18 protein-coding genes are annotated in these 16,304 nt (G+C 59.2%); 12 read left to right on the forward strand and 6 right to left on the reverse strand.

What is annotated here, in order from left to right:
• From ACIQUH_RS21180 to iolE, 5 genes are all read left to right on the forward strand, one after another.
• The gene (locus ACIQUH_RS21180; RefSeq protein ID WP_080834400.1) at window positions 1-1,122 is read left to right on the forward strand and encodes an ABC transporter permease; all 1,122 of its coding nucleotides are present in this window, start codon (window positions 1-3) and stop codon (window positions 1,120-1,122) included.
• Window positions 1,122-1,910 (forward strand): ATP-binding cassette domain-containing protein, encoded by a 789-nt coding sequence (locus ACIQUH_RS21185; protein WP_080834398.1) that lies wholly within the window; start codon window positions 1,122-1,124, stop codon window positions 1,908-1,910. Before ACIQUH_RS21180 ends, ACIQUH_RS21185 begins: the two co-directional genes overlap by 1 nt.
• Window positions 1,911-1,992: 82 nt before the next feature.
• Window positions 1,993-2,787, forward strand: a complete 795-nt coding sequence (locus tag ACIQUH_RS21190) for a TIM barrel protein (RefSeq protein WP_400818607.1) — start codon at window positions 1,993-1,995, stop codon at window positions 2,785-2,787.
• A 23-nt stretch (window positions 2,788-2,810) separates the two neighbouring features.
• Window positions 2,811-3,830 carry a Gfo/Idh/MocA family oxidoreductase gene (locus tag ACIQUH_RS21195; protein WP_400818609.1) on the forward strand — a complete coding sequence of 340 codons (1,020 nt, stop codon included), beginning with the start codon at window positions 2,811-2,813 and terminating at the stop codon, window positions 3,828-3,830.
• Window positions 3,831-3,953: 123 nt separating this feature from the next.
• Window positions 3,954-4,883, forward strand: coding sequence for a myo-inosose-2 dehydratase (iolE, locus tag ACIQUH_RS21200; protein ID WP_400818612.1), 930 nt, complete (start codon window positions 3,954-3,956; stop codon window positions 4,881-4,883).
• Here iolE and ACIQUH_RS21205 read toward each other — a convergent pair.
• The gene (locus ACIQUH_RS21205) at window positions 4,840-5,076 is read right to left on the reverse strand and encodes a hypothetical protein (protein ID WP_400818648.1); all 237 of its coding nucleotides are present in this window, start codon (window positions 5,074-5,076) and stop codon (window positions 4,840-4,842) included. The genes iolE and ACIQUH_RS21205 overlap by 44 nt on opposite strands.
• Here ACIQUH_RS21205 and ACIQUH_RS21210 point away from each other — a divergent pair.
• The 7 genes from ACIQUH_RS21210 (at window position 4,963) to ACIQUH_RS21240 (ending at window position 9,517) form a co-directional block, all read left to right on the forward strand.
• On the forward strand, window positions 4,963-5,196 hold the full coding sequence (locus tag ACIQUH_RS21210) for a MurR/RpiR family transcriptional regulator (protein WP_400818645.1): 234 nt from the start codon (window positions 4,963-4,965) through the stop codon (window positions 5,194-5,196). The genes ACIQUH_RS21205 and ACIQUH_RS21210 overlap by 114 nt on opposite strands.
• A 218-nt stretch (window positions 5,197-5,414) precedes the next feature.
• Window positions 5,415-5,981 (forward strand): YceI family protein, encoded by a 567-nt coding sequence (locus ACIQUH_RS21215; protein ID WP_400818614.1) that lies wholly within the window; start codon window positions 5,415-5,417, stop codon window positions 5,979-5,981.
• 112 nt (window positions 5,982-6,093) lie between these two features.
• Entirely contained in the window at window positions 6,094-6,483 is a 390-nt protein-coding gene (locus ACIQUH_RS21220) for a hypothetical protein (RefSeq protein WP_400818617.1), read from the forward strand.
• 5 nt (window positions 6,484-6,488) lie between these two features.
• Window positions 6,489-6,995 (forward strand): sigma-70 family RNA polymerase sigma factor, encoded by a 507-nt coding sequence (locus ACIQUH_RS21225; protein WP_269830915.1) that lies wholly within the window; start codon window positions 6,489-6,491, stop codon window positions 6,993-6,995.
• Window positions 6,992-7,771, forward strand: a complete 780-nt coding sequence (locus tag ACIQUH_RS21230) for an anti-sigma factor family protein (protein WP_400818620.1) — start codon at window positions 6,992-6,994, stop codon at window positions 7,769-7,771. Before ACIQUH_RS21225 ends, ACIQUH_RS21230 begins: the two co-directional genes overlap by 4 nt.
• 3 nt (window positions 7,772-7,774) lie before the next feature.
• Window positions 7,775-8,419, forward strand: coding sequence for a cytochrome b (locus ACIQUH_RS21235; RefSeq protein ID WP_400818623.1), 645 nt, complete (start codon window positions 7,775-7,777; stop codon window positions 8,417-8,419).
• 348 nt (window positions 8,420-8,767) lie between these two features.
• The gene (locus ACIQUH_RS21240) at window positions 8,768-9,517 is read left to right on the forward strand and encodes a DUF1062 domain-containing protein (RefSeq protein ID WP_400818626.1); all 750 of its coding nucleotides are present in this window, start codon (window positions 8,768-8,770) and stop codon (window positions 9,515-9,517) included.
• 72 nt (window positions 9,518-9,589) lie between these two features.
• On the opposite strand, the gene ACIQUH_RS21245 is transcribed toward ACIQUH_RS21240, so the two are convergent.
• From ACIQUH_RS21245 to nac, 5 genes are all read right to left on the reverse strand, one after another.
• Window positions 9,590-10,288, reverse strand: coding sequence for an HpcH/HpaI aldolase/citrate lyase family protein (locus ACIQUH_RS21245; RefSeq protein WP_400818629.1), 699 nt, complete (start codon window positions 10,286-10,288; stop codon window positions 9,590-9,592).
• A 12-nt stretch (window positions 10,289-10,300) separates the two neighbouring features.
• Window positions 10,301-11,107 (reverse strand): SDR family oxidoreductase, encoded by an 807-nt coding sequence (locus ACIQUH_RS21250; protein WP_400818631.1) that lies wholly within the window; start codon window positions 11,105-11,107, stop codon window positions 10,301-10,303.
• Window positions 11,108-11,116: 9 nt separating this feature from the next.
• The gene (locus tag ACIQUH_RS21255) at window positions 11,117-12,793 is read right to left on the reverse strand and encodes a hydantoinase B/oxoprolinase family protein (protein ID WP_400818633.1); all 1,677 of its coding nucleotides are present in this window, start codon (window positions 12,791-12,793) and stop codon (window positions 11,117-11,119) included.
• 113 nt (window positions 12,794-12,906) lie between these two features.
• Window positions 12,907-14,970, reverse strand: a complete 2,064-nt coding sequence (locus ACIQUH_RS21260; protein WP_400818635.1) for a hydantoinase/oxoprolinase family protein — start codon at window positions 14,968-14,970, stop codon at window positions 12,907-12,909.
• A gap of 146 nt (window positions 14,971-15,116) precedes the next feature.
• Complete coding sequence (gene nac, locus ACIQUH_RS21265) at window positions 15,117-16,055, reverse strand: nitrogen assimilation transcriptional regulator NAC (protein WP_400818637.1); 939 nt, start codon at window positions 16,053-16,055, stop codon at window positions 15,117-15,119.
• Window positions 16,056-16,304: the final 249 nt, after the last annotated feature.

Consider the following 16,304-nt stretch of genomic DNA (forward strand, 5'->3'; position numbering starts at 1 on the left):
ATGACGCTGGCAAACGAACAGAACGGGTCTCCGACTCGATCCGACGAGCGCCTGAAAAAGGTTTCGACAATGACCGCGCTGGCGCGGCGGCCGGAACTCGGTGCCGTCGCAGGACTGGTTCTCGTCACCATTTTCTTCTATTTCACGGCCAATCCGGCCATGTTCACGCTTGCCGGCGTGGTCAATTTCATGGCGCCGGCCGCACAGCTGGGAATCCTTGCGATTGGTGCGGCGCTTTTGATGATCGGCGGTGAGTTCGATCTGTCTATCGGCTCAATGGTCGCCTTTGCGGGCCTTGTGTTCGGTACGGCGCTTGTTGTCCTTGATCTACCCCTCAGCGTCGCGATTCTGATCGCGCTCGGTTTCGCCGTGGTCATCGGCATCACCAATGCTCAGCTCACCATGCGGACCGGGTTGCCATCGTTCATCGTTACGCTTGCCTTCCTTTTTATTCTGCGGGGACTGACGCTTGTCGGACTGAAATGGGCGAGCGGCGGCTCGACGCAGCTGCGCGGAATGCGGGAGGCGGTGGCGGATAGTCCGATCGCTCCGCTGTTCTCCGGCGACGCGTTTACGGGCCTGTTTTCCTGGCTTGGCAATCAAGGTATCATCGATACCTTTCCGAACGGCGCTCCAAAAGTTCCGGGCATCCCCGTCGAAATCCTCTGGTTCGTCCTGATCGCCCTCGTCGCGACATGGGTGCTGCTTCGGACACGCTTCGGGAACTGGATCTTCGCCTCCGGTGGTGACCCGAAGGCTGCCCGCAAGTCAGGCGTGCCTGTCGCTCGTGTGAAAACCACCTTGTTCATCGTCACCGCGATGTGCGCCACTCTTGTCGCCATCCTGACGGTCCTCGATGCCGGTTCCACCGATGCCCGGCGTGGCTTTCAAAAGGAATTCGAAGCCATCATCGCGGCCGTTATTGGCGGATGTCTTCTGACCGGCGGTTATGGTTCGGCAATCGGCGCGTTCTTTGGTTCGATCGTCTTCGGCATGGTTCTGATCGGCCTGACCTACACATCCATCGATCAGGATTGGTACCTCGTCTTCCTTGGTGGAATGCTGCTGACCGCGGTTATTTTCAACAACATCATTCGTAAGCGTGTGACGGGAGAACGCTGATGAGCACGACCCAGACACCACTTGTCGAGGTCAAGAACCTCGTGAAACATTTCGGTTCCATCATCGCGCTCAACGGCGTCTCGCTGAGCGTCCACGCAGGGGAGGTTCTCTGCCTTCTCGGGGACAACGGGGCAGGCAAATCCACCCTCATCAATACCCTTTCCGGCGTACATAAACCGACATCGGGTGACTTCCTGGTCGAAGGAAAACCGCACGCTTTCAATGGCCCACGCGGTGCACTCGATGCAGGGATCGCCACCGTTTATCAGGATCTGGCGATGATCCCGCTGATGTCGGTGACCCGCAATTTCTTCATGGGTCGCGAGCCGCTCAAGGGGTTCGGTCCGTTCAAATACATGGACATGGAATTTGCCGATCGCGTCACGAGCGAGGAGATGAGAAAGATCGGCATCGATGTCCGTGAGCCCGGACAGGCCGTTGGCACGCTTTCCGGTGGCGAACGCCAGTGTGTGGCAATTGCCCGTGCCGTCTATTTCGGGGCGAAGGTTCTCATTCTCGATGAACCGACATCCGCCCTTGGCGTAGCGCAGACCTCGATGGTTCTGAAATACATCGATCAGGTGCGCAGCAAGGGGCTGGGCGTGATCTTCATTACCCACAATGTTCGCCACGCCTATGCGGTGGGCAACCGCTTCACGGCTTTAAACAGAGGGAAGACACTTGGCACTTTCGCCAAGAATGAGATCGATCTTGATGGTCTCCAGAACCTCATGGCCGGCGGCAAGGAACTCCAGTCGATCTCCGCGGAGCTGGGCGGGACCATCTGACAGAACCCCACGAAAACGACATTGAGCTCGGCGTCAGCGCCGGGTTCGAACACCCATACCAAAAACCCAGGGAACCACCCCAATGAGCAATGCCATCAACACCCCGTTTCCATTGGCCGCCTGCGCGGAGATGCTGTGGCGGGACAGGCCGATAGAATGGCGCGCCTCCCGCCTGAAGGAGCTGGGATTCGGCGTCGGCCTCTGGAACTGGCCGGAACATGACATCGGCAAGCTGGAAGCCACCGGCGCAACCTTCACAATCATGAACGGCTATCTGACTGGCCGGCTCACGGATGAGGAGGGGGCAACCGGACTCCTGAGGACGGCTCGGGAAACCGCTCAGATCGGTAAACGTCTCGGCGTCCAACGTCTCAACCTTCACGGAACAGGCCTTGGTGATCGGGGCCTTCCCGTTCAGCCGGTCGAGGTCGTCACGGGAGCGATGTGGCTGAAGGCGCAGGATACGTTACGCCGCATCGTCGATTTGGCGGAAGAAGAGAATGTGGTTTTCACACTGGAGAACCTGAACCTTCCCGTCGATCATCCCGGTGTGCCGTTCGGCCGCGCCGAAGACACCCTGGCCCTGGTATCCAGCATCAATCATCCGCGCCTTCGTCTCAATCTGGATCTTTATCATGCCCAGATCGGGGAGGGGAACCTGATTGAACTGTGCCGGAAATGCCTGCCATGGATCGGCGAGATTCAGGTGGCCGACGTTCCCGGACGCTGCGAGCCGGGTACGGGCGAGGTGAACTGGAAGGGTATTGCCAAGGCGTTGAACAATATGGGCTATTCCGGCCCGATCGGGATGGAGGCATGGGCGGCCGGAGATTCCGAGGCCGCACTCCTGGCCTTCCGCGAAGCCTTCACTCTCTAATTTCCAGAAACAGGACACAAATCATGGCCAAGGTCAAAACTGTCAATATCGGGCTTATCGGGGCAGGGCGCATCGGCTCTTTCCATGGCGAAAGCGTCGCCAGAAGGCTCGTGGATGCGGAACTTGTAGCAATCGCGGATCCCGCACCCGGCGCGGCAGCGACGCTTGCCGGCAAGCTGGGCGTCGATGCTTCCTACACCGATGTCGCCGCAATGCTTGCTCATCCGGATCTGGATGCCGTTATCATCGCAACACCGGCACGCTTCCACACGAATATTCTGGTGCAGGCTGCCGAGGCCGGAAAGGCAGTGTTTTGCGAAAAGCCGATGGCGCTCACACTTGAAGATGCGGAACGCGGCATTGCGGCCGCCAAAGCTGCGGGCGTTCCGCTTCAGGTGGGCTTCAACCGCCGCTGGGACCAGGCATTTGCCGAGGGACGCGCAGCGATCGATGCAGGAAAAGTCGGTGCGCCTCAACTCATCCGTTCACTGACGCGTGATCCAGGCCCGTTCGGCGCCGATCCCCACAGAATCCCGCTGTGGACGATATTCTATGAAACGCTGATCCACGACTTCGATACTCTGCTCTGGCTGAACCCGGGCGCAAAACCGGTTGAAGTTTTCGCCATGGCGGATGCGCTTGTTCGTCCGGATGCACGCGACAAAGGGTTTCTCGATACGGCCGTTGTCAACATCCGCTTTGACAACGGGTCCATTGCCGTAGCCGAAGCAAACTTCTGCGCAATGTACGGCTACGATATCCGCGGCGAAGTCTTCGGCTCAGGCGGCATGGTCACCATGGGTGACGTTCGCCGTTCCAGTATGACACTCTTCGACAAGGATGGCGTCTCCAACGACACGTGGCGGCGCGATACGGACCACTTCGTCCAAGGCTATACGGCCCAGATCGCGTCATTCGTAGAGGCGGTTCGCAACGGTGCGATCAAGGACGCGCCGACGGGTATCGATGCCCGCAACGCTCTGGCGATCGCGCTCGCCGCAATCGAGTCCGTTTCAACCAGGCAGCCGATCCGTATCGGTTGATCGCCGCCGCCGAGGGGAGGGCACGCCTGCCCTCCCTGCCAGCGAACTGGAATTTCGGAATTCATGACCGGAAACCGACCTGATTTCACCGGACATGTTCGAATAATTTGGAGAGGCTATTCGATGAGCGAGAACACGACATTGCCCCAATCAAAAGCGCGCCTTGCTGCCAGCCCTCTGTCTTGGGCGAACGATGTGCTCGAGGATCTGGGAGCCGATATTTCTCTTGAGACATGTGTGTCAGAAGCCGCGTCGAATGGCTATGCCGGTATCGAACTCGGCCGGAAATTTCCGCGTGATGCATCGATCCTTCGACCATTGCTCGAAAATCATGGCCTTGCCCTGGCGTCGGGGTGGCATTCGGGACAGCTTGCGGAAAGGACGGTCGAGGATGAGATGGCCTCGGTCGTGGAACATGCCGAGCTTCTGAAGGCCATGGGCTGCGGCGTTCTCGTCTATGGCGAGGTCGCCATGATGACGCCAGGAGCGCCGCTTGATGCTCCCATGTCCCACCGCCTTGTCATGCCGGCGACAGACAGGGCCGGCTACGCCGCGCGCCTGACCGACTTCGGCAAGCGTCTCTTCGACAGATATGGCCTGAAGCTGGCTTATCATCATCATTTGATGATGGTCGCAGAAACATTCGATGAAATTTCCGACATAATCGGCGGCGCCGGGCCGGAGGCCGGCCTGCTTCTGGATACGGGACATGCGGCAGCGGCGGGCTTTGATTATGAAAAGCTGATCTCGCGCTTTGGTGACCGTATCGTTCACATTCATCTCAAGGATATGCGCAAGGCAGTGCGGGAAGATGTGCGGGCCAATGACTTGAGTTTCAACGAGGGTGTTCGGAACGGCATGTTCACCGTTCCAGGCGATGGCGTTGTCGACTTCGATCCGATTGTCCGGTTCGTGAATAACACCGGATATGACGGATGGCTGGTTGTTGAAGCCGAACAGGATCCCGTTGTTGCACCGCCAAAGGAATACACGGCACGGGCATTCGCATTCATTCAAACGAAGTTTGAAGGCTGGTCTTCTGAAGCAGGCTAATCATCAATTGCGAGGTGCTATCATCATGAGAAGCCACGTGGTCATTGAGAAACCCACGAGTTTCGCTGAACTGAAGGGCATGATCGCGGCGACTGAACTCAAGCTCTCCAAAAATCAGGAGCGGCTGGCGCGAACGGCTGTCGCTCATCCCGAAATAGTGGCGTTCGGAACAGTGCATTCGCTTGCCGATCATTGTGCCGTTTCGCAATCGACGGTCATGAGGCTGGCAATCTCTCTCGGGTTTGGAAGCTTCAGGGAGTTCAGACAAGTTTTCCGTCATCACATTAGAGCAAACACGGGATTTCAACGTTAAACATAACGCTTCCAGACGATGATTTATGTTCCATAATCTATCTTATGCGATTATCGTTTGTGGATTGAAGCCAACTCCCTCACGGAGGTTTGCCCGGCGCATGGTCAAAGGTAGTTTTCCTCTGTGTGCCGGATTTTGACGATCTGCTGCGTGGCGCGGATTAAACCTCTTTCTGTGGTGTTCTCCTGAGTGCGACTACTCATGAAGGAGCTTGCGCCGTGAAATATTCCCACTCCATCACTCTCCTCATGGTGACATTGGCTTGTACGCCGGTGTCTGCCAATCCATTCTCGTCGGCGGCCGGTCGCTATCGTATCGATCCTGCCTCTCACATCCGCTTTTCAATTGCGCAGGTTGCCGGCCCCGGGATCAAGGGCACAATTCCTGATATTTCCGGCCGCTTCGATATCGACCCGGACCAGCCGGCCAGGTCTTACGTGGAAATCAGTCTCAACCCTTCCAGTGTCCAGACCGGGCAAGAACGGGTGGAAAACTTCCTGCGGTCCAGCGCGGTTTTCAATATCGCCGTTTATCCGCAGATCGTGTTTCGCTCCAGCCGCGTGACGCAGGACGGACCGCGCAGCGCGGTGGTTGAAGGCGTACTGACAGCCAGAGGCATATCCAGACCCGAGACGTTTCACGCGACATTCGTTGAACAACAGAAGGGATCCGTCACCTTCCACGTCACCGGCAATGTCGCACGCCTGCCCTATGGCATGGGCGTCGGAGTACCGCTCTATTCGAATACGGTTGCATTCGACATTGATTTGAAGGGCGTCAGATAAAGGCGATGGGGCATCAAAAAATCCGGCGGAGGTGGGATTAAGTGCCGCGGGCAGGTGTTTGTCCAATATCGGGCATGTGGCCCGATCCGTTACCCTTCAGAGGACTTTCGTCATGCGTGCACATCATTTCGTTCTGGCCAGCGTTGTAGCGCTTGCCGCCACGGCCGCCCTCGCCGAACCATATGCCGGTGGCGCTGTGGTCGAAAAAGCAACGGCCAAAGGCACGATCCTGACCGACGCCAAGGGCATGACCCTCTATACATTCGACAATGATACCAATGGTGCGTCGGTCTGCTATGACGGCTGCGCAAGGAAATGGCCGCCCCTCGCCGCCTCGAAAACCGACAAAGCGGATGGCGACTATAAACCAATCTCCCGCAAAGATGGTAAGATGCAATGGTCGCATGACGGAAAGCCGCTCTATCGCTGGCAGATGGACAGGAAGCCCGGCGATGTCACGGGCGATGGCGTCGGCGGCGTCTGGCACATTGCCAAGGAATAGTGTCCATGCCGGATTTTCTGGACGAGATGACGAGTTGCATACCAGCGCTTCGCCGTTACGCGAACGCGCTCACGCATGATCGCGACACGGCTGACGATCTCGTACAGGACTGTCTGGAAAGAGCCATCCGTAAAAAGGCGTTGTGGAAACCGCAGGGACCTTTGCGTCCGTGGTTGTACCGGGTGCTTGTCAACGTCTACCGCAACAATCTGCGCGGCCGAAATCGCCGGCCCTCGCAAATCCCGATTGACGATGTTGCGGAACAGCTGTTCGTGCCGGCGGCGCAGACGGGCCGGATTGCGCTTGCCGAAATGGCCCGCGCCATTGAAAAACTGTCCGGCGAACATCGCGAGGCCCTGCTCCTCGTCGTCGTCGAGGGCCTCAGTTATGCGGAAGCGGCGGATGTTCTTGAAATTCCGCTGGGCACGCTGATGTCCCGTCTGGGGCGGGCCCGAACGGCTCTCGCCCGAATGACCCAGGAAGACCAGCCAAATCTCAAGGTGATAAAATGACCGGCAGCGAGCCGCAGATAACCGAAGCCGATCTGATCTCTTATGTCGACGGGCAACTCAAAGACCGACGGCAGGACGCCGTTCGTACCCACCTCGCCTCCAATCCGGCCGATGCACGCAAGGTGGCGATGTGGCAGCAGCAGAATGCGACGCTGACGGCTCTTTATGGCCCTCTTGATACCGACACACTGCCCGAACGCCTCGATGTTTACCGTATCGAGCGGCGTCTGCAGTCGCAGCGCGCCGATTGGCGTAAGGTGGCGGCGGCATCCATCCTCATTCTGGGCGTTGGGTTGACAGGCGGCTGGTTCGGGCGCGGGCTGGTGTCTGAGGTCGTGGAACCGGCCCATTCCATCGTGGCGGATGCAACGCAGGCGCATAGATTGTTTGCGAGCGAGGTTCTGCATCCCGTCGAAATCCGGGCCGATGCGGAGAATGCTTCCAGCCTGCCGAAATGGCTTTCGAAGCGGCTGGACCGAAAACTGAACATTCCCGATCTCACCCGCCACGGTCTGTCCCTTGTCGGCGGCCGGGTTCTTCCCAGTTCCGAAGGTGCCGCCGCCCAGCTGATGTATGAGGATAAAAGCGGGCAGCGCGTCACTCTTTATATCGTGGCTGCGGTCGACTCGAGCGATACCGCGATGCGCCGCTCCAGCCTCGGTTCGCTGGAGGCCATCTCCTGGGACGACGAAACCATCCGCTGTGCTTTGGTTGGCAATCTGCCATCCGACCGCATGGACGCCATCGCGAAAGATACCTATCAACAATTGAGCTAGCCGATGAGATATTTTGAGGATCATTCCGATAGCGCATCGACGCGGGAACGGCTGTGGCGCAATACGTCTACATCCTTCGGATTGGTGGCGATCGCGTTTCACTGGACAATCGCGGTGCTTTTCCTGGCGCAGCTTGCGCTGGGATATCTGATGAGCCGCGATGATATCGACCCGGTTCTTCAGTTCGACCTGTTCCAGTATCACAAGTCGATAGGATTTCTGGTGTTGGCCCTCGCCGCGCCGCGTTTCCTGTGGTCGGTTTTCAGCAGAAAGCCGCAAGCTCTCGAAGGTGAAGGGCTGGCATCGAGGTTTGCCGCGCGGGCCGCTCACGCCGCATTGCTGTTCCTGACGCTGGCCGTTCCCCTCGCCGGCTGGGCAGTTGCATCGACCTCTCCTTTGCAAATCCCCAGTTACGTCTTCGACCTCGTGGTCGTGCCGGGATTGCCTCTGATGATTTCCGATCAGGCGGAGGCCTTCTGGAGTAAGGTTCACGCCACCCTCGCCTACCTTGCCGCAGCCATCGTATGTCTTCATGTGACCGCGGCGTTATGGCATCATTTCATCCGCAGGGATTCGACCCTCCGGCGTATGCTTCCGCCTCCGGCAGCCGCAGGTAACAGGCGCAAAACTGCCTCCTTCCGGAAATAAGCACATAAGCCATTGTCATTTAAATATCTGTTTTCGTTTATTTTTACGAAACGCAGCATCCTTCCGGGGGTGTCGTTTGAACCGGGAAGAACGGGCAAATCACCTGACGTTGCATAAAAGTCGCACCGCAACGGCTTTCGGCCTCTTCTCCGCGCTGGATGACTCTGTTTCGGAACGATCATTTGTTATTGTCGCCGCCGAAGAGCATTGGCGCATCGAGGTAGACTTTGCCTAAGTAAATACCGGTCTCAATCCAGTTTCACCCGTATTGCCGGATAGCCACAGGCTGTCGGCGTATGATCATGTTCATCGGGTGGTGGCAAGAGACCGGTCTGGCATTGTTACAATGTGCCCTGCGCAGCGCCGCTGTCTCAGCTCTTCACCACCCCAGAACACCGCCATGCCGTTCCCGTAAGGGTTTTCTCCTGCACCATCTTGGTGGACTTCCGAATGGAAGACCAAGAGACTATGTGCAACTTACTTCGGGTCCAATGGACCGTTACGCCACGAACGGCGCCCCAGCCCTGGCTTGCATGCAGCGGATGCGGCGGCCTGAGGGCATTTCAGGCCAGCGGCAAGATCCGGCTCAATGCCAATGGCCGCAAACTGGATGCCTGGCTTATCTATAGATGCCTGATCTGCGACAAGAGCTGGAACAGGCCGATTTTCGAACGACAGAATGTCCGGGACATCAGCCCTGCCGTTCTGGAAGCGTTGCAGTCCAACGACCCGCAATGGATAAGGGCGGAGACATTCAACCTCGAAGCCCTGAGACGTAAATCGCAGCGCGTCGACGAGTTTCCCGAATTCGATATCGCAAAACAGATCCGGGATGAACCTCCCGACTGGGCCATGGCGGAAATTGATCTCACGGTTCCGTTTCAGGCCGGCGTACGCCTTGACCGTCTGCTGGCGTCTGAACTCGGGCTTTCGCGGGCGATGCTGCAGAAGCTTCAGGATAGCGGTTCGCTTTGGGCGCAGTCCGACCGTTCCGATCTTTTGCGGCGGCGCGTTAAAAATGGCACCCGGATTGTGATCGCGCGCTGCGACGGCTTCGATCCGGAGCATTTGTGGAAACCCGTGATGGCGGATTTCTAACGGCATGGCGAGGGCCTGAAGGTTCGGGCCCTCGCTTGCGGCATCGTTCAGCCGAGAACCCCCTGCTCCACCTCAGGCGAGTGCCTTCTTCACCGCAGCAAGACCGCGGCGCAGGAATGGATCGGAATGGACGTAGAAGAATTGCACGCCGCGTTCCCGCCAGTGCGGCATCTCATCCAGCGTCGCGAGCGTTCCCGCGATCTTTCCGGCTGCGCGTATCTTGTCGACGGCGATGGCGACCTTCTCCATCACCACATCCGGGCGCGGCTCGCCGAATGGCGGCGCGGGGGGATAGCCCATATCCTGCGAAAGATCGCCGGGGCCGATGAAAAAGACGTCGATGCCTTCAACCGTCAGCATCTCGTCCAGAGCGTCGATCGCATCGACGGTCTCGATCATGGCGATGACAAGCCGCTTGTCATAATCGGATGGCAAGGCATAATGCACCGCATCGACAATCGCGTGGGCCTCGTCGGCATTGCCGACCATCGGCACCATGATCCCATCAGCACCGGCATTCAGGTAGCGGATGATGAGCGGCCGTTCGTGCGAATGCGGGCGCACGATGGCAGCGCCACCAACGGAGCGCACCACCTGCCCGGTCGCCCGCACATCCTCGAAGCTCCATGTGCCGTGCTCGCAATCGAGGAAGACCGCGTCCGCGCCCAGCTCCACCAGCCGGGCGGAAAGGCCAGACGATGTATGGTGCGGAGTGAACATGCTGATAGCTTCACCCGCCGCAAGACGGGCGCGCAGCTTTGCTCCATTCATGGATGTCTCTCCTCAGTTCTTTTTCGGCATATCCGGCGTATCGTCCGGTGCGCCCACCCAGCGTGCGACTTCGATATCCTTCGACGTGTCACGCATATGGGTCGGGCAGATGTGCAGTTCCGGAATGACAGCGCTTTTGTTCAGGCTGGCGCAGAGCACGATGGCGCGGGCCACGTCATGCGGATCCATCATCACGGCGCGTTCTTCCTTGAGAGGCGGCCGCGCGCGGTTGTTCATGATCGGCGTATCCGTCTCGCCCGGCAGAATGGTCGTCGCCCGGATACCCTGGTTGCGATAGGTATTATGCAGGAAGGTCATGAAGTTCTTCACGCCCGCCTTTGCAGCACCGTAAGCCACGCCGCCCAGAAGATTGGGATTGAGGGCAGCGAGCGAGGAGACGGTGATGATGGTGCCCTCGCCCTTTGCGATCATTTCCGGCAGCACCGCCTGCGTCAGGTTGAACACGGCCGTCAGATTGACGTTGATGGTGGTGTTCCACTCCTCCTCGCCGATGAAGCGGGCGTTGAGCACCTTGCTGGCGGAACCGGCATTGTTCACCAGAATATCGATGGGACCAACGGCCTCGCCGATCGACTTGACCGTGTCGAAGATCGCTTCGCGCGAGGCGATATCGAGCGTGCGTGCGATGGCCTTGCCCTTCTTCTTCTCGATCAGTTCCGCCACCTCGCGCAGCGGATCGAGGCGGCGTCCGGTCAGAACCACCGTCGCCCCTTCTTTCGCCAGCAGGATTGCGGTTTCGCGGCCAATGCCTGAACCGGCGCCGGTTACCAGCGCGATTTTTCCGTTCAGCAGTCCCATGCTCATCTCCTATTCGGCTGCGGCGGCAATGGCGCCAGAATAGCCGAAGATTTCTTTCGCCGCTTTTGCTGTTACCAGACCTTCGGAAATATCCTGTTCGATCAGCGCGCGCGAGCGCTCGCTGGCCCTGCCCCAGCCGCCACCGCCGGGCGTCTGAACTTCCAGACGTTCGCCGGTCTGAAGAACGACCTTACCCTTGGGGAAATGCGACTTGCCCTGCTTCATCACCTTGCCGGCGGAACCGCTCTGGCCTTCCACCACACCAAAGCAGGGGTGGCGGACGCGTTCCGATGCCAGATAGATGTTCATCGGGTTCCTGCCGAGATTGCGCAGAACGACGCGCTGGCCAAGGCCGCCGCGATGTTTGCCGGCGCCACCGGAATCGGCAATGAGTTCCTTGCATTCCGTCAACACCGGCACGGCGACCTCGAACATTTCGATGGCCGTGACCTTGCAGTTGGATGGGAAACTCAGCGTATCCAGCCCGTCGAATTCGGCACGCGCGCCCTGCCCGCCATGGAAATTCTGCACGGAGCCGTATTGCGTGCCATCGTTACGCTGGCCGACGCAATTGGCTGCCCAGATCGGCGCGCCGCCGCTGTCGCCCAGCACCTTTTCCGGCACGATGCCTTCCAGCGCCTTGAAGATGAGCGAGGGAATGACGTGGCCGATGAGGTTGCGCGAATTACCCGCCGTCCATTCCTGCGGATTGAGGATACAGCCGAGCGGCGCCTCGTCGGTGATCGGAACGATGCAGCCCTCATTATTGGGCGTTTCGGCATCGAGCAGGCATTTCAGCGCGTAAACCGAATGGGCGTAGCGGTAGTTCGTGCGGCAGTTGATCGAGTGCAGGACCTGATCCGACGTGCCGGTATAGTCCACATGGATGGAATCGTCCCTGACGATCACCGAGGCTTTCAGCTTGACGTCGACATCGTAGCCATCGAGCAGGACTTCGGCGGAATAGGTGCCGTTCGGCCATTCGCGGATTGCCTTGCGCGTCTGCGCCTCGGAACGGGCGTGGATGGCGTCCGCCAGTCCGTCGATATCGTCCAGCCCGTATTCATCGAGGAATTTGACGAGTTCGCGGCCCATGACATTGTTGGCGGCGATCATCGATTCCAGGTCGCCGCGCACTTCCGTGGGAAGGCGGACGGAGGCTGCGATGATATCGAAGACGTCCTCGTTCGGAACGCCGGCTTTCAGCAGCTTGACGATGGGGAAACGGATGCCTTCCGCGAAAATGTCGCTGGCTTCCGAATGCAGCGGCGCGCCGCCAATATCGGGAAGATGGGCGATGGATCCCGCATAAGCGACGACCTTGCCGTTCTTGAAGATCGGCGTGATCATCGTCACGTCAGGCAGATGGCCGGTTCCGATTTCCGGATCGTTGGTGGCGAGAACGTCGCCCTCTTCCAGCATCTCGACTGGAAACTTCGGCAGGAAATATTTCTGCGCCGCCGCTGGCAGCGAGGTGATGAAGACCGGGATCGACCAGGTGCATTGCGCCAGCGCCCTGCCCTTACTGTCGAGAAGTACCGTTACGTAATCATGGTTCTCGCGCACGATCGGCGAAAACGCCGTCTTGCCGAGCACGTTATCGGCCTGATCCGCGATGAAGATAAGGCGATTCCACATGACCTGAAGGTTGATCGGATCGTTGAAATCGGTTGCGGGTTTCGACATCTGACTGCCCCCTTAGAGCATTTCCAGTCAAAGCGGGATCGCTTTGACGTCCGGACAATGCGTAAAACAAAGAGATAGAGCGTTTTCGCGGTTCGAAGAAAAGCGGAAATGCTCTAGAGAATGTTGATCACGAGATTGCCGTGGGCATCGACATGGAAGGTGCCGCTCGGCCCGACAACAGCCGTCGATTCACGCTGTTCCACAATGGCAGGCCCCTTCACCTCGTGGCCGACCGGCAGCTTGTAGTGGTCGTAAACCGAGGTCCCGACATAGCCGCCCGCCTCCTGAAAATAGACCTTCCGGCTGCCCTTCCGGGCTTCGGCAATGACAGTTTCATGCGGCCGGGTGACCTGATCCTTCTCGCCGCTGGCGCGCAGACGCCAGGTTATGACTTCCAGCGGTGCGGCCACCGTGCGGCCGAACAATTCGCGATAGAGCTTGAAGAAGCTGCTGCGCAATTCCTCAAGGAAGAGGTCCTTCGGCAGGTTGCGGTCGGGAAGCACCACCGTGATCTCGTGCCCCTGCCCCACATGGCGCATGTCCACGGTATAACGATTGCTGATCGTCTCCTTCGGAACGCCGGCGGCCGAAACGACTTCTGCGCCCTGAGTGGAAAGATCATCGAGCAGGCGGTTCATCGCATCGATATCCCAGGCGTCGAGCGCCATCGGATGGCTTGCGGAGAGATCGACGGCGACCGGCGCGATCAACAGGCCGATGGCGGAGCTGACGCCCGCGCCCGTCGGGCAGATGATGCGGGAGATACCGAGCTTGCGGGCGATGCCATAGGCATGCACCGGGCCGGCGCCGCCGAAAGCCACCATCGGCAAAGAGCGCGGATCGACGCCGAGATCGGTCGCGTGCATGGCGGCCGCCTTGCTCATGGATTCATTGACGAGATCATGGATGCCCCAGGCGCAGCGTTCGACGGACACATCGAGCGAGGCGGCCAGTTTCGACATCGCCTCATGGGCAGCGTCCTTCGACACCTTGAACGAGCCGCCGACGAAGGATTCCGTTCCCATGTAACCGAGCAGAATATCGGCGTCGGTCACCGTCGGCTCGGTTCCGCCGCGCTGATAGGCAGCCGGCCCCGGCATGGCGCCGGCGGAATGCGGGCCGACATCGAGAAGCCCGAGCGGGTTCTTGGCCGCAATGGATCCGCCGCCGGCGCCGATCTCGATCATCTGGATCGACTGGATTTTCAGCGGAAAACCAGACCCTTTTCGGAAGCGCTGGTAATGCGCGACTTCGAGATCGGTGCCGACATTCGGTTCGCCATCGGGAATGAGGCAGAGCTTGGCGGTGGTGCCGCCCATGTCGAAGGAAAGCACGCTCGCCTCACCCGCCGTGCGGCCGAATTCGGCGGCGGCGACGGCACCCGCGGCGGGACCGGATTCGATCAGGCGCACGGGAAGTTCGGCGGCGCGGCGGCTCGGCACAAGGCCACCCGAAGAGGTCATCCACAGCACCTGCCGGTCGATGCCCTTTTGCGCAAATTCCCGCTGCAGATGGGCGACATGGCCGGACATTTGCGGGCGGGTATAGGCATTGACCACCGTTGTCGAGGCGCGGTCGAATTCGCGCATTTCCGGGCAGACCTCGGAAGACAGCGACACGAAAATGTCAGGGTCTTGCTCGCGCAGAAGGGCGGCGACGCGCTGCTCGTGCTGCGGATATTTGTATGCGTGCAGCAGGCAGACCGCCACCGAGCGGATACCCTTTTCCTTCAGCCGCCCGGCAATCTCACGAACGGTTTCTTCCTTGAGTTCCGTCATGACTTCGCCATCGGCTGCGATGCGTTCTTCGGCACCAAAACTGTTGGCGCGGGTGACCAGCGGATCGGGATATTTGATGTTCAGGTCGTAAAGATCGTAACGCCCCTCGTTGCGGATGCGCAGCATGTCCTGAAAGCCATCCGTGGTGACGAAACCGGTTTCGACGCCCTTGCGCTCCAGCACGGCATTGGTGACGACGGTGGTTGCGCCAAGCACCTGCAGGTTCTCGATCGCGATCGCATCCCCGTGCTTTTCGAGCAGTTCCGATACGCCCTGGACAACGGCCTCGGCCGGATTTTTCGGCGTGCTCAGGACTTTATGGAGGTGAAGTTCGCCGCTGTCGTCCAGAAGCGCGAAATCGGTAAAGGTACCGCCAGTATCGAAAGCCAGTTTTGCCATTGTTTCCCTCGAGCGACCATGCAGCCTCTCTGGCTGCCTTTGGGACCCGTAGATCGGGTCCGTTCACTGATGGAAAATTGAAGGCTTCCGCCGGCCTTTACCAACACAACCTCGGTCTGCCGCCATAGGGTTTGCTTATAGCGAATTCAGATGGCGTGGATGCCGGGGTGGTGGCCGCTCTTGAGCTTGGTGACGATCTCGAGAAGCACGGAACGCGCCGCCAGAGCCGGCTCGGAAAGCGGCATATGATCGGAGACGCAAAGCGAAACCGTGGCGTCGATGACGGGGGTTGTGAGCGGGTGCAGCTGCGCGCCGCTGAAGCTCGGGGTTTCCAGAACAACGGAGGCCGGAAGGATCGTTGAGCCGAGGCCGTCTAGCACCGCAGCACCCAAAGCAGGCACGGATTCAAGTTCGGAAATGACCTCCGGCCGCGCCCGCGCCCGGGCAAGTCCCTCATCGATGAGCCGGCGAAGGAAATGCGCCTTACTCGGCAGCAGCATCGCGTGTCCATCCAGCGCCGAGAGCGGAAGCGGCTGACCGGGTTCGGCCGGCAGCTTCATATCGGCTGGAGAGACGAGGAACATCTCCTCGCGGAACAGCGGCTCGAGCGTCACGCCCTTGATCGGATCGGAGGTGTAGATCAGCGCCATATCCATCTTGCCGGTCATGATCAACTCGCTGAGGATGTGGCCGAAACTGTCGTTGATATGCACCGTAATGGCGGGAAACCGTGCCCTCATCTCCTTGATGAGCGGCAGGGACAGCGCGCTGGACGATGAATAGGTGGCGAGCCCGATGGAGACCCGGCCGGAGACCGAGCGGGCCGAGCGGTCGATATCGGTCTGCGCCTGCTCGATCTGCTTCAGCATGATCTGCGCATGGCGGTAAAGGATCAGCCCGGCTTCCGTCGGCGTGATGCCGACATTGCTGCGCAGCAGAAGCTGATGCTTGAAGTGCTGTTCCAGCGAAGCGATCTGCTGCGACAGCGCCGGCTGCGCCACGCGCAGAATGCCGGCGGCGCGCGAGACGCTGCCAGTATCGACGATCTTGACGAAGCTTTTGAGTTTTTTGAAATCGACGCTCATCGGTCCCCACTTTTTGGGGAAATCCTAGCGCATCAGGGCGGAAACAGGAATGGGTTTCTGCTAGGAGGATGCGTAATTTCAATGGGATAGAGTGTTTTATGCGCCGAGCTGAATAAACGACATACATGTTTCATGCTGGTCGGAAATCCTCTCCCCCTCATCAAGTCAGTCGTATTTGCTCATTTTGATATTCTTTCAATCTTGCGTTTGCGATGACGATGATGTGGCGCATGATTGCACCAAGAGCTG

Origin of the sequence: Agrobacterium sp. NPDC090283 (genome assembly GCF_044769685.1) — a bacterium.
GTDB lineage: Bacteria > Pseudomonadota > Alphaproteobacteria > Rhizobiales > Rhizobiaceae > Agrobacterium.

What these genes read in the sequence shown, in the direction of transcription:
- ACIQUH_RS21260 (WP_400818635.1), bottom strand. Translation starts at nt 14,970, where the DNA reads ATGGCAAAACTGGCTTTCGATACTGGCGGTACCTTTACCGATTTCGCG.
- ACIQUH_RS21250 (WP_400818631.1), bottom strand. Translation starts at nt 11,107, where the DNA reads ATGGGACTGCTGAACGGAAAAATCGCGCTGGTAACCGGCGCCGGTTCA.
- ACIQUH_RS21180 (WP_080834400.1), top strand. Translation starts at nt 1, where the DNA reads ATGACGCTGGCAAACGAACAGAACGGGTCTCCGACTCGATCCGACGAG.
- ACIQUH_RS21195 (WP_400818609.1), top strand. Translation starts at nt 2,811, where the DNA reads ATGGCCAAGGTCAAAACTGTCAATATCGGGCTTATCGGGGCAGGGCGC.
- ACIQUH_RS21225 (WP_269830915.1), top strand. Translation starts at nt 6,489, where the DNA reads ATGCCGGATTTTCTGGACGAGATGACGAGTTGCATACCAGCGCTTCGC.
- ACIQUH_RS21220 (WP_400818617.1), top strand. Translation starts at nt 6,094, where the DNA reads ATGCGTGCACATCATTTCGTTCTGGCCAGCGTTGTAGCGCTTGCCGCC.
- ACIQUH_RS21245 (WP_400818629.1), bottom strand. Translation starts at nt 10,288, where the DNA reads ATGAATGGAGCAAAGCTGCGCGCCCGTCTTGCGGCGGGTGAAGCTATC.
- ACIQUH_RS21190 (WP_400818607.1), top strand. Translation starts at nt 1,993, where the DNA reads ATGAGCAATGCCATCAACACCCCGTTTCCATTGGCCGCCTGCGCGGAG.
- ACIQUH_RS21235 (WP_400818623.1), top strand. Translation starts at nt 7,775, where the DNA reads ATGAGATATTTTGAGGATCATTCCGATAGCGCATCGACGCGGGAACGG.
- ACIQUH_RS21185 (WP_080834398.1), top strand. Translation starts at nt 1,122, where the DNA reads ATGAGCACGACCCAGACACCACTTGTCGAGGTCAAGAACCTCGTGAAA.
- iolE (WP_400818612.1), top strand. Translation starts at nt 3,954, where the DNA reads ATGAGCGAGAACACGACATTGCCCCAATCAAAAGCGCGCCTTGCTGCC.
- nac (WP_400818637.1), bottom strand. Translation starts at nt 16,055, where the DNA reads ATGAGCGTCGATTTCAAAAAACTCAAAAGCTTCGTCAAGATCGTCGAT.
- ACIQUH_RS21205 (WP_400818648.1), bottom strand. Translation starts at nt 5,076, where the DNA reads ATGATCGGCAAGCGAATGCACTGTTCCGAACGCCACTATTTCGGGATG.
- ACIQUH_RS21210 (WP_400818645.1), top strand. Translation starts at nt 4,963, where the DNA reads ATGATCGCGGCGACTGAACTCAAGCTCTCCAAAAATCAGGAGCGGCTG.
- ACIQUH_RS21255 (WP_400818633.1), bottom strand. Translation starts at nt 12,793, where the DNA reads ATGTCGAAACCCGCAACCGATTTCAACGATCCGATCAACCTTCAGGTC.
- ACIQUH_RS21230 (WP_400818620.1), top strand. Translation starts at nt 6,992, where the DNA reads ATGACCGGCAGCGAGCCGCAGATAACCGAAGCCGATCTGATCTCTTAT.